Raw genomic sequence first — 14,564 nt, forward strand, 5'->3', positions numbered from 1 at the left:
GGTTTAGCCCAGATCCAACCACCAGAAAAAACGTTTTAGAGACTAAACGCAATCCAAAAGTGACTACGGCGTTGGCTTTACACAGGCTAAAATATCACCATTAAGTAATTAACGTTATTTAGTATTTAATTTTCTATAGAGATAACAACCTGACGATTAATCACTATGGTTAAATTTTTTTAAATTTGTGAAGACTTAAAAACTCTTCTACTTTTATAAGTCTGTTATAAGTCTGTTATAAGTATTCATTTTTTTAAAAATGAAAAATTTACAAGTGAGATAAACATGTCAAAAAAATTAGATAGTGATATCCCTCAAGAAGCATTTGACTGGTACGACGAATATGCTCATGGAGGAATGGATCGCAGAGCCTTTATGGCAAAATTAGGTACTTTGGTTGCTGTTGGTTATTCAATGGCCTTATTAACATCGACACTGCTGCCTAATTATGTCTTAGCCGAACAAGTCTCTTTTAATGACGCTGATATAAAAGCAACCTATGAGACCTTTGATTCCCCAAAGGGCTACGGCAAAGGCGCTGGCTATTTAGTCACTCCAACCAATAAAACAGGCACTTTACCCGTTGTTTTAGTTATTCATGAAAATAGGGGCCTGAACCCATACGTAAAAGATGTAGCTCGTCGACTGGCTAAAGCGGGTTATCTTGCTTTTGCTCCAGATGCTCTGTTTACACTAGGAGGGTATCCTGGCAATGACGATGAGGGTAGAGCAATGCAAAAAAGTATGGAGCGTTCTAAAATACAACAAGATTTTGTTGCGGCGGCAAAATTCATTAAGAAGCATCACAGAAGTAACGGTAAACTCGGTGCTGTTGGATTTTGTTTTGGCGGCTACATAGTTAATTATTTAGCCGCGGTTGAGTCTGATCTCATTATTGCTGGAGTACCTTTTTATGGCACACCTGCAAAAAGTGAGTTAAGGAAAAACATTAAGGCTTCGTTACTTATTCAGCTTGGTGAACTTGATGAAAGAGTTAACAAATATTGGCCTGAATATGAGAACGACTTAAAAAAGGTAGGAGCCCCTTATCAAATGCACATGTATAAAAATGCTCAACATGGTTTTCATAATGACTCTACTGGGCGGTATGATAAAGAAAATGCAGACCTTGCATGGGATCGTACATTAGCATTTTTTGCTGAAAAATTAGTTTAAAAAATGCTTAGTTCGAGGTTACACAAGTAAGGGATAATTATAGCTTAGATAATTTAACAGCATAATCGACCTCTACATCAAGATAACATCAGCTATTATTCTGCTTACAATGATGGGTTAAATGCGTTATATCTATAGGCTAGTGATGGTAAAATATTATGTTTTTAAATTTAACTATTGGGTAACTGAAATAAAAATGATAAAAGTACTTATTGAGCGTGTACTCGCTGACGATATGGAAAGCACATACGATTCTGAAATTCGCAAAAGTTTAACTGCAATAATGACGGCAAAAGGTTATATTTCTGGCGCATCATACCGCAATAGTAATAATCCTAATATGAGAACAATTATCACCAACTGGGATAATGTGGCTTGTTGGAATCGTTGGCATAAGTCAAAAACACGTCGTGAAGTTAATAAGGCGATTATTTTAATGCTAAATCAAGACGAAAAAATTAACGTATTAATATCGCAGTCATAATTTTTCTGCTAATGTCTGCAAAGCGCTCAAGTGAGCCATTATTTGGACGATTTTGAACGCTAAAAAACGACCGCTTTATGGCCAATAGTTATGGTTAATTCTGCCTCAAAAAGGCGGCGAAACCGCCTCAGGTTTTTAGGCACTTAAAATAGGCATTAAGTTTCTGTGCTTTCTGATATAGATAAAGCATGGTCTATTTCAACGCCTAAATATTCAATGGTACTTTCTAAATTTGAATGTCTAAGCAATAACTGGCTCGCTGCTAAAATTTTTGCTTGAGCGTAAATTAGTGATGCTTTAGCTCTTCACAGAGATATATTTTATATTAGGTTATATCTAAGCCCATAGTGGACAACCAGTATTTAACTATATTTGTATAATAGTGATAGCAGATATGTTTTCCTAATTTCTGTTGACCAACAGCTTTACCTTTATGCCAAATAGAGATTATTTAATCCTATTGACGTGCTAAATAGATCGCAAAGATGAAAAGGTGAGGTTTATAAATAGGGATGCTCATTATTTAATGTTGTATTTAAAGGTGTTGCTATTAATATATGGCATCTTGGGGCAACTCTAATTTGTTTATTCCTGCATCTTCAAGTAGTTTCGGTATAGAAAAATATAAAATATAAAAAATATAGTCATAGAGCAGAAAATGCAATGCATGTGAAGAAAGAGCAGCGTTGGGTTGGTTTCAAAAATTATTTTTTGCGAACTGTTCTAATAAAAATTATTCAATCATGGTTTCGGAGCCAATAACAATGTCAGAAATAAATAAGTATTCAAAAACGGTCACTTTAGACGAATCACAACCTGCTTCACAAGCCATGCTTTATGCGATTGGTTTGACAGAAGAGGACATGAAAAAAGCACAAGTGGGTATCGTTTCTACAGGATGGGAAGGCAACCCCTGCAACATGCACTTAAATGAACTTGCTAAAGAAGTAAAGAAAAGTGTCATTGCTGCTGATTTGGTGGGATTAATCTTTCACACTATAGGGGTGAGTGATGGCATTTCAAACGGAACGGCAGGCATGAAATATTCCTTAGTTTCTCGTGATGTCATTGCCGATTCTATTGAAACGGTTGCGGGTGCTCAATATTATGATGCTATGGTGGCGATCGTTGGCTGTGATAAAAACATGCCAGGAGCAATGATGGCCTTGGCGCGTGTTAATCGTCCAGGAATATTGGTTTATGGCGGCTCTGTTAAAGCGGGGAAATGGAAAGGTGAAGACTTAAATATTGTCTCTGCTTTCGAAGCTTATGGAAAAAAATTACAGGGCGTTATCTCTGATGAAGACTATAAAGGTGTGATTCAAAATGCGATCCCAGGAGCAGGCGCTTGTGGTGGAATGTACACCGCAAATACTATGTCTTCAGCGATTGAGGCTTTAGGGATGAGCCTGCCTTATTCTTCGTCTAATCTAGCGGTGAGTGATGAGAAAAAGGTAGAAGTGACCAAAGTGGGTGATGCCATTAAAAATCTACTGGAAAAAGACATAAAACCACAAGATATTATGACCAAAAAAGCGTTTGAAAATGCTTTAAGAATGATCATGGTTTTAGGCGGCTCTACTAACGCAACTTTGCATATGATCGCTATGGCGCGAGCCTGTGGTGTTGATTTAGGTTTAGATGATTTCCAAGCTATGGCTGACAAAACGCCATTGCTGGCAAACTTAAAGCCCTCAGGTGAATACTTAATGCAAGACTTACATGCCATAGGTGGAATACCTGCGGTAATGAAGTATTTATTGGCTGAAGGTTTGTTGCATGGCGACTGTTTGACCGTTACAGGGCAAACCATTGCAGAAAACTTAGCTGATTTACCTGGCCTGCCAGCAGTTCAAGATATCATTAGACCTTTAAGTAACCCATTAAAAGCAACGGGTCACTTACAAATTCTTTATGGAAACTTGGCTTCTGAAGGCTCAGTTGCCAAAATTACAGGCAAAGAAGGCGAAGTATTCGAAGGTCCAGCAAGAGTTTATGAAGATGAATTCGCCGCAATAAAAGGCATTGAAGACGAAGTACAAAAAGGAGAGGTTATCGTTATCCGTTATTCTGGGCCCAAGGGAGCGCCTGGAATGCCTGAAATGCTAAAACCAACGTCAGCAGTAATGGGTGCGGGTCTTGGCAAAGACGTAGCACTAATCACTGATGGTAGGTTCTCTGGAGGTTCTCACGGCTTTGTTGTTGGGCACGTTACCCCTGAAGCTTCAGAAGGTGGATTGATTGCTTTGGTGCAAAATGGCGATATTATCCGCATTGATGCGGTGACGAACAAATTGGAATTGAAAGTAGACGAGGCTGAAATTTCCAAGCGTAAAGCCGCATGGATAAAGCCGGCTTATAGAGCTACCAATGGTGTATTACGAAAGTATATTGCCACGGTAAAATCTGCGTCGCTAGGGTGTGTTACCGACGAAATAGACTAATAGAGCCCGTTTCAGAGCCCGCTTTGATTTTGCATTTTTTTGTGATGCTATCAAAGCGGTCAAAGGTTAGAGATTAAGTTTCCAGCGAAAAATATTCCGACACTGTAGGTGACTGTTTAGTCGACACACTAGCTTGTGTACTGCTCGCGCTGCGTTTGCCTGAATGCAAAAGCACCTCAGTCTGTCTAGTTTTAACCACTAAATAGTCAAGATAAACCATAGGGTAGGCGGTGTCTGAAGGTTTGATTTGCTATTGAATAACTTGCCTGATAACTGCATTGATTATACTAGATATCAATGTGGCTAAAATATCATCCTCATACATTGCTTTGTAATACCAATCGGTTTAATCGTATCAGTGCTATTATCAATGGCGGCAATAACTTTGTTACAGGTACTTTCTACTGTGGGCCAAATATCATCAGGGTCATGTTCAACTTGTCATCATTGGGGAAATGTTGCGAAAACTCCTCTTGAGCAGACTGTCACTTCGGCATCACAGTTAAATAATATAGCCCGAGAGCGGGTAGTGCCTTGATCAATTGATAGAATCTAGTCAGTCATGCAAAATTCAGTGACATTATTGAACGATGTTAAAAACTGTTAATTTATGTTCGTTAATGTTCATTTTTGTTCGTCAAGTATGTTTTATCTATTATTTACAACAGGATAAATAATATTATCAGCTAAATTTATTTGCTAATGTCATTTCTCCTGTCAGAATAGTGACTAATTCTTACGTTAACTGAAGTTTTGATTGAAATTAATATCGCTGCTTTAATCCAAACGAATCAAATAATCCAAAAGTATAAATTAAATGAACCAACAACAACGCCAAGCGTTAATTATTGAAAAGATTCAAGAGCATGGTTTTGTAACCATTGACGAGCTGGTTGAACATTTTAAAGTAACACCACAAACGGTGCGCCGTGATCTTAATCAACTTGCTAAAGCACAGAAAATTTCACGTCATCATGGTGGTGCGGGTACTGAATCGAGTACGGTGAACACTGATTATCAAACACGAAAGATTACCGATCTTCACTCAAAAGAAAAAATTGCTGCTGAGTTGGTGCAAATGATTCCTAATGGCGCATCGCTTTTTATTAATATTGGTACCACAATCGAAACTATTGCTCGAGCGTTACTAAACCATAAAGGTTTGCAGGTTGTAACCAATAATTTAAATGTTGCTTCAATACTTGGTGCTAAAGAAGACTTTACAGTAGTTATTGCCGGTGGCGAAGTTAGACACAGAGACGGTGGTGTTATGGGGGAGGCCACAGAAGACTTCATTAAAAAATTCCGGATGGATTTTGGTATTATTGGTATTAGTGGTATCGATTTAGATGGTTCATTATTGGATTTTGATTATAGAGAAGTCAGGGTAGCTCAAGCTATTATCGAGAATTCACGGCAAGTACTGTTAGCGGCTGATCAATCAAAATTTGGTCGCAACGCTATGGTACGCTTAGGTAACATTAGCCAAGTAGATCATTTCTTTACTGATGCGACACCACCGGATGAAATAAAACAAATTCTTGTCGACCATCAAGTGACTTTGCACTTAGTATAGTTTTGCATTTAATTTTATACTACCTGAGATCATTAATTAGGGTATAAACTTTTCCATTAAGTGTTGTCAAAATAAGAAAATTTTTTAACAGGGGTCTTTGTTAGTTGACCTGAGAAATATTCAACAACTATTTTAATGATTAACTACTAAGGAAGTTTTTTCTGCAATTTATTGAGTAATATCATTATGTAAGAAATTACATTATTCATTTAAAAGTCAACATTTGCAAATTCAATAACCGCTACTTAATTGATATTGTCCCCCTCACTTTTATATTGTTCAACGTAGTATTTGTCTTTAATGAGTATAATTTTAGAGACAGATAGTGGTGAAATATATTAAGGCCAACAAGAACAACTTCATTAAATAAGCCCCTATCTAGACAACAGCCTGCCTCTATTATTAATCTCTTGTTTTATAAAGCCTATCGAACAAATAGATAGCCTACATTAGCTTCACTTCTTTTATCTCACTGACATTAATAAAAATTTATTAATGTCAGTAGGTTCAGAACAAATTTTTATAATAATTATCAAGTAGTTATTAATATAAGTAACAATAAATGTTCGAAAATGTTCGCTTTATGTTGATATGATTTCTTTTTAAAGGTATTGTTGACAAAACAACATTGTATTATCAGTGAATTTAGCAATAAGAAAGTTAGAATCTACGTCAGATTCTTCCTTGTGGCAATTAAAGAGGACAATATGAAAGATCAAAGTGTTTATGACTTACTCGTTATTGGTGGTGGAATCAACGGAACAGGCATTGCTGCTGATGCAAGTGGTAGAGGTCTAAATGTTTTACTTTGTGAAATGAATGATCTTGCCTCATCAACCTCATCAAACAGCAGTAAACTTATTCATGGTGGCTTACGCTACCTTGAGCATTACGAGTTTCGTTTAGTTCGTGAAGCGCTTGCTGAGCGTGAAACCTTATTAAAAAATGCGCCTCATATTATATGGCCTCTACGTTTTCGTTTACCTCATCGCCGTCATTTACGCCCTTCATGGATGATCAGAATTGGTTTGTTTATGTATGACAACTTAGCTAAACGCGCGACCTTGAAAGGCTCGCATGGTATCAAGTTTGGCAAAAACAGCCCAGTTATTGACAGCATAACTAAAGGCTTTGAATATTCTGACGCTTGGGTTGATGATGCCCGTATGGTGGTGCTTAACGCGATAGCCGCTAGAGATAAAGGCGCAAATATTATGACACGTACTCGTTGCTCTAATGCTAAGCGAGTAGATAATATTTGGGAAGTAACCCTTCATGATAATTTAACGGGACAACAGCAAACTGTTAAAGCTAAAGCTTTAGTTAATGCGGCAGGTCCATGGGTGACCAGCTTTTTTGATGACGCATTGAAAAGTCCTTCTCCGAAAAAAATTCGTTTGATCAAAGGTAGCCATATCATTGTGCCACGTATTCATAATGAACCTCAGGCATATATTTTACAGAACGAAGATAAGCGCATCGTTTTTGTTATTCCTTATGAAGATGACTTTTCTTTAGTTGGTACGACAGATATAGAGCATATTGGCGATCCAGCTACAGCTTCTATCTCAAAAGAAGAGAGTGACTACTTAGTGTCGATAGTTAATGCTCATTTCAAGCATCAAATAACCACTGAAGATATTGTTGCTACCTATTCAGGCGTAAGGCCTTTACTTGATGATGAATCAGATTCAGCCGCCGAGGTAACACGTGACTATACTTTTGAAGTAGATGCTCCTGACGGTAAAGCACCATTATTATCAGTATTTGGTGGCAAGATCACAACCTATCGTAAATTATCTGAAGCGGCAGTTGATGGCATTATTAGTCATTTTCCTAAAGCGGGTAAAAGTTGGACAGCCGATGTTGCACTTCCAGGTGGTAATTTTGACACACAACACAACCTACAAAATAGCCTACAACGTCAATATAATTGGCTGCCACGAAAAATAATTAATCGTTATGTTCGCTCATATGGCACCTTGAGTCATGAAATTTGTGCTGGTATTAGCTCAATGGATGAAATGGGCCAAAACTTTGGTGCAGGCCTCTATCAACGTGAGGTGGAGTATTTAATAGCACAAGAGTGGGCCGTTGACCTTGAAGATATTATCTGGCGACGCAGCAAATTAGGTTTGCACTTAACCCAAGTAGAAAAAGATACATTAGCAAGCTTTCTTGTAGCTTCCACTGACAGTTTGAAAGCCTCGTCAAAGCAAAATTCGCTATCAGAAAAAGTATAGCTACTTTACCTCCTATCTAAAATAATATCACTGATCTTGGCTGTTACAGTAAGCCAAGGTCATTAATAAAATTAAAAATTCACAGCAGAGATTAATGTTGATTATTTAGCTGTTTCATCTTTTTGCAGTCCAGATGATTTACATCAGGCTCGTCAAGCATACAAACAAGCCAGTAACGGCAGGTGAGTGAATATTGTTACAATAATTGAACGTGCCGCTGTTGTTGATAACGACTGACTTGATTGTATTATTATGGCTTCTGATGTGGTGATGATTACGCGCGGTAACTTAGGCGGTACTTAGGTGTTGAAATAGGTTTCGCGACATTAGTTGTGATACAAAAACACTTAATAAAACGAGCTCTTGAATTACAGAAAGTACTGATCACCGCTACCCAAATGATGGCGTCGATGATAGTGAGTCCATTACTCCTTATTGAATAAGGGCTAAGTGGCCAATAAGGAGTAATGGCCTTGCTGAAGTTTATGGTCAAGCAGGTTACCTACCATGAGACAAATGCTGCTTATTGTTAGTTGGAAGGTGATTAGTAATATTGCTGAGATTAAATATTACTTCGAACAATCACTGCATCATATGATGCAAGTTCCTGTTAACTGTTATCCCTTAATATCATCTTATTTTCACCAATATATTAACAGTGCATCACATTATTATGATTTGCAGATAAAGTGTCCTTACATGGCTACTGTTATTAACAAAACATTACGGTTTTACACCAGTCAGCGCTCTTTTTTTTAACGCATCAATTCTATCTTCTATTGGTGGGTGAGAAGTCCATAAATGGGTAAAGCCTTGCTTTTTTTTTTCACCGATACCAAAAGCGGCCAATTGCTCAGGTAGTGCTTCAGGTTCTTTTCGAGCTAAACGCTTTAAAGCACTGATCATATTTTGATGACCCGCTAAATCAGCACCACCTGTATCTGCTAAAAATTCACGTTTTCTAGAGAAATACATCACAATAACGCTGGCGAGTATTGATAATAGAACTTGCGAGATAAGAACCGTAACAAAGTAACCAATACCATGTCCGCGATCATTTTTTAAGATAACTCGGTCAACTACATGGCCAATAAGGCGAGATAAAAACACAACAAAGGTATTCACCACCCCTTGAATTAACGTTAACGTTACCATGTCACCATTCGCAATATGGCTCATTTCATGGCCAAGTACTGCTTCAATTTCACCCTGGGCCATATTATCAAGGAGTCCTTGAGATACAGCGACTAATGCATTGTTTTTAGTTGCCCCTGTAGCAAAAGCATTCATTTCATTTGAAGGGAAAATAGCGACTTCAGGCATTTTTATACCAACAATATTGGCTTGCTTTTTTACCGTTTGTATTAACCATTTATCAATGTTGGTTGTAGGTGCTGTAATAACAACTGCACTCGTCATTCGCTTCGCCATCCATTTAGAAATTAATAATGAGATAAACGAACCACCAAAACCAATAACACCTGAAAGTATCACTAAGGATTGGATATTTAAGTCGGAGCCATTTTCTGCCAATATACTATCAACACCCAGCAGTCTTAATGTGACACTTAATACCAACATAATGGCAATGTTCGTAAGTAAAAAGAGAAAAATTCGTTTCATTATAATTCCTAAAGTTGAATGTTCAGATACATTATAGTATCAATACTGAGATGAGAAAATTTACTTAAGTATTTGCGTGTTAAATCAGGTGATGAATGTGTAAAAGAAGGTTAACTTGAATATTGTCATCGACCATGCCGGTTGTAATAAACCATAACTGGCTATTGCCACAGACATTAGCGAAAAATCAGTTTTTAGACTTAGTGTCCTTAATGAACTTCTAAACCAACAACGAGAGTATGAGAAAAATTATGGAATATAAGAACAAGCTAATAAATGAAAGATATGACTATATTAGCCTTCTCACATTATGAGGCTATGTAAAAAGTGTATTTAAATAAAGTGATTCAATTGAGGTAAGAAATGTGTCGCTAACTCTATTTATATTTAGCCAGCTGAATTGGAATAGAGCTAGTATTCTTTTTCTTTACAGTGATTTATTTAAAAAATATAGTTGGGTACGCATCGAATCAATGGTTAGTTCAAGTTCAGTTTTGTTGACTTTACATTGCTATATTAAACTATGTTTTTATTTTCTTAATTGGGTTATTATTTCAACATAGCGTTTGAAATATAGGGTGAATACCCTTTATATATTCCCCAAAAAAAACTACAAGTTGTTGATTTTATTAGGGTGTAAATACTCAAGAATGAATAGGTAATGGAAAGTATAATGTCTTATAATATGTTGAATTTAAAGGAAATAAAGTCTATCCTCTTTGTCTGTATGGGCAATATTTGTCGTTCGCCAAGTGCAGAAGCGGTTTTTCGTCAGAAATCACAAGCGCTCTCATTAATAATAGATTCAGCTGGGATCGTTGGTTCACATGCCCGTGAAAAACCGGATCACCGAGCACAAAAAGCGGGGATTGCACGAGGATATTCATTTGATAAAATTAAGGCGCGTAAAGTTACTGAACAAGACTTTGAAAATTTTGATTTGATATTAGCGATGGATAAAAAAAACGTTCAAGATTTAATGAAAGTCGCGCCTGAAGGTCTTCAGTATAAAGTACAGCTATTTTTAGATTATGCCGAAAATGTTGAGGATCAAGAGGTACCAGATCCTTACTACGGTGGTGCTAAAGGCTTCCAGTTTGTTTTAGATTTAGTAGAAGATGCCAGTGATGGCCTAATTAAACGCCTGATAAGTGCATAAACGCCTTTTAAGCTGAGCTTGAATAAACTTTAAGTATTAATAGCTGTGTTATGCCAATGTCATTAAAGTATTGCCCACTTGTGCTGGTTAAAAGACAGTACAGCAGAGGTACTCTCAATCACAATAGCCAGCTCTTTCTTTTACCCTGATTTATTTTCACTTTATACAACAAGTTCTTAAACTTAATGACATTGGCATTAAATAATTTGAAGACAAATAACTAGAGATAGCTAGCTAAAATAGAGAAAACCAAAAAACCAAAAAATGGAAATACAGAAATTAAAAAGCCAATTGCGTAATGCAATTGGCTTTTTTTTAGCCCTTCAGATATTTACTCTGAAGATTCGTGGGTAACTTAACTAAGTGTTGGTTTAGTTGGACCCGATGAATTTCGGCTAGTAACATTTGAAAAAAGTGCTGATTTTCCTGACTTAATATGCAATGTTCTCTGTTCATTCGCTACAAAGTCACGAGGAATAGTACCGTCACTAACAACAGTTTCTGGCTTAGTCATTGGCGCCGATGCTTTACCTGATGTTTTACTTGCTGCCGCTTTAACTTTACGTTTAATGTTTTTTACTTTAGCACGTACTTTCTTAGGTTTTTCATCAAGGGTTGCTGGCTTATCTTCAGTAGAGACTGCAACGGTATTTTCAACAGTTGCTGCAACAGTATTTACAATTGCTGGCGTTTCTACTTCAGTTGTCTCGACTAAAGGCTCTGGTGTTATTGTTGCAGGTTGTTCGATAGAAATTTGTTCTTCTATCTTAGCCTCTACTACAGGTGCCTCAGTTTTTTCGCTGTTAACTTCTTCAGCAGTATCAGTATTTTCTACTTGTACTTCAGCTGTTGACGTTACTTCATCAACGGGTGATGTAGCTGCTTCCTCCGCTACGTTTGCTGTTTGCGTATTAACAGTTACATCAGCTTTAATAACCACTGTTTCAGGCTCTTCAAAAGGTAAGTTTTGTTGAACTTCATTTTCTGGGGCATTAATCACTTGTGTTAATGCGTCTGCTTGTACCTTTTGAACTTGCTCAACACTAGGTGGTGTTTCAGATACTTCAGCGGTAGCATTAGCGTCACTAGCAGATTTAACAGAGTTTTGTTCTGGATAACGAGCCGTCACTGGATCTTCAGTAATTTCACTCTTAACATCGCTTACCTCTACATTTTGTCTACGACGTTGGCCGTGGGCACGCATATGGCGAGGAGAACGTCGGCTTCTAGGGCGTTGTTCTTCTTTTACGTTGTTAGTTGCTTCCTCGACAGTGGCTTTATCAACATTATCAATCGCATCTACTACTGTTGAGTTATCAACCTTATTAGTTTCAACCTTATTAGTTTCAACTTTATTAGTTTCAACAGTATTGTGTTCAGGTGCGGTGTTTTGAATTAGGCTATCTTCAGCTGCAATATTCTCAACATGCGTATTGTTTTTAACATCACTATTAACGCGCACTTTTTGGCGAATATTACGACGTTGACGACGCTCAGTTAGTTTGTCTTCTTTAGGTTTTTGTACGCGTTCTTTTTGAGGCTTAGCTGTTGTTGTTGTTGCTGCTGCAGGTGCCACAGGCGATGTAGGTGTTACATTGCTTTGGTTATTTGTATTATTGTTATTGGCATCTTGAGATTTACGTTTGTCATTGCGAGAATCGTTGCGACCTTCGTTACGAGAGTCATTATAGCCTTCGTTACGGCTTTCGTTACGGCTTTCGTTACGAGAATCGTTACGATTATTGCGGCGTTGACCTTGACGAGCTCTTTGAGGACGACGTTCACTACTTTTAGTGTTGCTCTCTTGAGGTTTTTTCGGTTCAGGTTTAACTTCTTCCTTTTCTTCTGCCGCAAAAAGAGACTTAGCCCAAGACACAACACCAGCAAGTAAGCTTTTTGTTTCAGCTTGTTTTACTACAACAGGCTCAGCAGCAGGCTCTTGCTTTTTTGGTGCTTGTTTAGGTGAAGACATACCTTGAAGTAGCGGTTCATCACGCTTATTGACTTCTTTATCAAATTTTGGCATTACAGCTTCTTCAGGTGCTGCTTGTCTAATCACTACATCGTAGCTGGCTTCTTCGATACCTTCGTCATTTCTTACTCGGATAACTTCATATTGTGGCGTAACCATATTCGGATTAGGGATAATAAGAATATTGACGTTGTGTTGTTTTTCAATATGAAATACTGAGCGACGTTTTTCATTTAATAAATAGGTTGCAACAGGTACAGGAACTTGTGCTTGTACTTGTTGTGTATTGTCTTTAATGGCTTCTTCTTCCATTAAACGTAATATTGATAATGCCAATGACTCAACGCCACGAACATGACCAGTACCACTACAACGAGGACATACACTTTGGCTAATTTCACCAATAGAAGGACGTAAACGCTGACGTGACATTTCAAGCAAGCCAAAACGAGATATGCGACCTAACTGAATGCGAGCTCTGTCTTGTTTCACTGCATCGCGCATTCTATTTTCAACTTCACGTTGATGACGAACTGGGGTCATATCGATAAAATCGATAACCACTAAACCACCTAAGTCACGTAAGCGTAATTGGCGAGCAATTTCTTCAGCGGCTTCTAAGTTAGTATTGAATGCTGTTTCTTCGATATCGCTGCCTTTAGTTGCTCGGGCAGAGTTAATATCAATTGAGGTCATTGCTTCTGTTGGGTCAATAACGATTGAACCACCAGAGGGCAAACGCACTTCGCGTTGAAAAGCTGTTTCTATTTGCGTTTCAATTTGATAGTGGGTGAATAAAGGTACATCATTACTGTAAAGCTTAACTTTACTCAAAAAGTCTGGACGCACAACTTCAATGTGTTTTTTAACACTTTCAAATATTTTAGGGCGATCAATCAATACTTCGCCAATATCACGACGTAAATAATCGCGAATAGCACGTAAAATAACGTTAGTTTCTTGATGGATTAAAAACGGTGCAGGACGGCTTGCGCCGGCTTCTGAAATAGCATTCCAATGGTGCAATAGAACGTTTAAATCCCATTCAAGTTCATCATATTCTTTACCAACACCTGCGGTACGAACAATTAAGCCCATGCCTTTAGGTAGAGTAAGCTTACTTAATGAGGTTTTTAAATCTGTGCGCTCATCACCTTCAATGCGACGTGAAATACCGCCAGCGCGAGGGTTGTTTGGCATCAGTACTAAATAGCTACCGGCAAGACTAATAAAAGTAGTTAACGCAGCGCCTTTTTGGCCACGTTCTTCTTTATCAATTTGCACGATAACTTCTTGGCCTTCACGCAATACTTCTTTGATATTAGGACGGCCTTGAAAGCTGTAACCTTTAGGGAAGTATTCACGCGCGATTTCTTTCATAGGTAAGAAACCGTGACGGTCAGCACCGTAGTCGACAAATGCCGCTTCTAATGACGGTTCAATACGGGTGATTTTGGCTTTATAGATATTTGATTTTTTTTGTTCGTGACCAGGACTTTCGATATCTAAATCATAAAGTTGTTGACCATCGACAAGCGCTACACGCAATTCTTCTGATTGTGTAGCATTAATTAACATACGTTTCATAGTTTGTGTGACTCATTTTAGTCACAACACACCATTGCTTAGAACACAAAGTAATCTATCGCTATGGTAACAGCAACTTGTCAACCTCTCGGGTGTCAATCTTACTACGCCATATTACGTAGCAAGCTGTTAAAAATTCTGATTGTCTAATATAACTGAGGTGTTTGACACCGCAGTAAAATTGATTCTTTATGTGCTCAGCTTGTGTGCTGTGCGCAACAGAAAATTAAGTGCTTCGTTAATTTTAGTTCGATATTATTATCGTGTTTTCTAATAATTTAACGGTTGAAAATGTGACTT

Annotated in this window: 8 protein-coding genes and 1 pseudogene; 7 read left to right on the forward strand and 2 right to left on the reverse strand. The window is 37.7% G+C overall.

Features of this window, described 5'->3' with window-relative positions; translation table 11 throughout:
* Positions 1–285 precede the first annotated feature (285 nt).
* From H4J59_RS11310 to H4J59_RS19840, 6 genes and pseudogenes are all read left to right on the forward strand, one after another.
* Entirely contained in the window at positions 286–1,176 is an 891-nt protein-coding gene (locus tag H4J59_RS11310) for a dienelactone hydrolase family protein (RefSeq protein WP_182239459.1), read from the forward strand.
* Between the two features lie 196 nt (positions 1,177–1,372).
* Positions 1,373–1,660 (forward strand): antibiotic biosynthesis monooxygenase, encoded by a 288-nt coding sequence (locus tag H4J59_RS11315; protein ID WP_182239461.1) that lies wholly within the window; start codon positions 1,373–1,375, stop codon positions 1,658–1,660.
* Positions 1,661–2,424: 764 nt separating this feature from the next.
* Positions 2,425–4,104 (forward strand): dihydroxy-acid dehydratase, encoded by a 1,680-nt coding sequence (gene ilvD, locus H4J59_RS11320; RefSeq protein WP_182239463.1) that lies wholly within the window; start codon positions 2,425–2,427, stop codon positions 4,102–4,104.
* 817 nt (positions 4,105–4,921) lie between these two features.
* Positions 4,922–5,680 (forward strand): DeoR/GlpR family transcriptional regulator, encoded by a 759-nt coding sequence (locus H4J59_RS11325; protein ID WP_182239465.1) that lies wholly within the window; start codon positions 4,922–4,924, stop codon positions 5,678–5,680.
* Positions 5,681–6,387: 707 nt separating this feature from the next.
* On the forward strand, positions 6,388–7,923 hold the full coding sequence (glpD, locus tag H4J59_RS11330; protein WP_182239467.1) for a glycerol-3-phosphate dehydrogenase: 1,536 nt from the start codon (positions 6,388–6,390) through the stop codon (positions 7,921–7,923).
* Between the two features lie 305 nt (positions 7,924–8,228).
* Positions 8,229–8,366 (forward strand): annotated as a pseudogene (locus H4J59_RS19840) (pyruvate kinase); the annotation flags it as partial.
* 280 nt (positions 8,367–8,646) lie between these two features.
* On the opposite strand, the gene htpX reads toward H4J59_RS19840, so the two are convergent.
* Positions 8,647–9,546: a protease HtpX gene (gene htpX / locus H4J59_RS11340; protein WP_220469798.1), complete on the reverse strand. Its 900-nt coding sequence runs from the start codon at positions 9,544–9,546 to the stop codon at positions 8,647–8,649.
* 673 nt (positions 9,547–10,219) lie between these two features.
* On the opposite strand from htpX, the gene H4J59_RS11345 reads away from it, so the two are divergent.
* On the forward strand, positions 10,220–10,705 hold the full coding sequence (locus H4J59_RS11345) for a low molecular weight protein-tyrosine-phosphatase (protein WP_259369493.1): 486 nt from the start codon (positions 10,220–10,222) through the stop codon (positions 10,703–10,705).
* Between the two features lie 355 nt (positions 10,706–11,060).
* Here H4J59_RS11345 and rne read toward each other — a convergent pair whose 3' ends face one another.
* Positions 11,061–14,264, reverse strand: coding sequence for a ribonuclease E (rne, locus tag H4J59_RS11350; protein ID WP_182239471.1), 3,204 nt, complete (start codon positions 14,262–14,264; stop codon positions 11,061–11,063).
* Positions 14,265–14,564 lie beyond the last annotated feature (300 nt).

Source organism: Colwellia sp. MB02u-10 (genome assembly GCF_014077185.1).
Classification (GTDB): domain Bacteria; phylum Pseudomonadota; class Gammaproteobacteria; order Enterobacterales; family Alteromonadaceae; genus Cognaticolwellia.

Excerpts from the sequence above, each read along its gene's own strand:
- glpD (WP_182239467.1), top strand. The coding sequence starts at position 6,388 with ATGAAAGATCAAAGTGTTTATGACTTACTCGTTATTGGTGGTGGAATC.
- rne (WP_182239471.1), bottom strand. The coding sequence starts at position 14,264 with ATGAAACGTATGTTAATTAATGCTACACAATCAGAAGAATTGCGTGTA.
- H4J59_RS11325 (WP_182239465.1), top strand. The coding sequence starts at position 4,922 with ATGAACCAACAACAACGCCAAGCGTTAATTATTGAAAAGATTCAAGAG.
- htpX (WP_220469798.1), bottom strand. The coding sequence starts at position 9,546 with ATGAAACGAATTTTTCTCTTTTTACTTACGAACATTGCCATTATGTTG.
- ilvD (WP_182239463.1), top strand. The coding sequence starts at position 2,425 with ATGTCAGAAATAAATAAGTATTCAAAAACGGTCACTTTAGACGAATCA.
- H4J59_RS11315 (WP_182239461.1), top strand. The coding sequence starts at position 1,373 with ATGATAAAAGTACTTATTGAGCGTGTACTCGCTGACGATATGGAAAGC.
- H4J59_RS11345 (WP_259369493.1), top strand. The coding sequence starts at position 10,220 with ATGTCTTATAATATGTTGAATTTAAAGGAAATAAAGTCTATCCTCTTT.
- H4J59_RS11310 (WP_182239459.1), top strand. The coding sequence starts at position 286 with ATGTCAAAAAAATTAGATAGTGATATCCCTCAAGAAGCATTTGACTGG.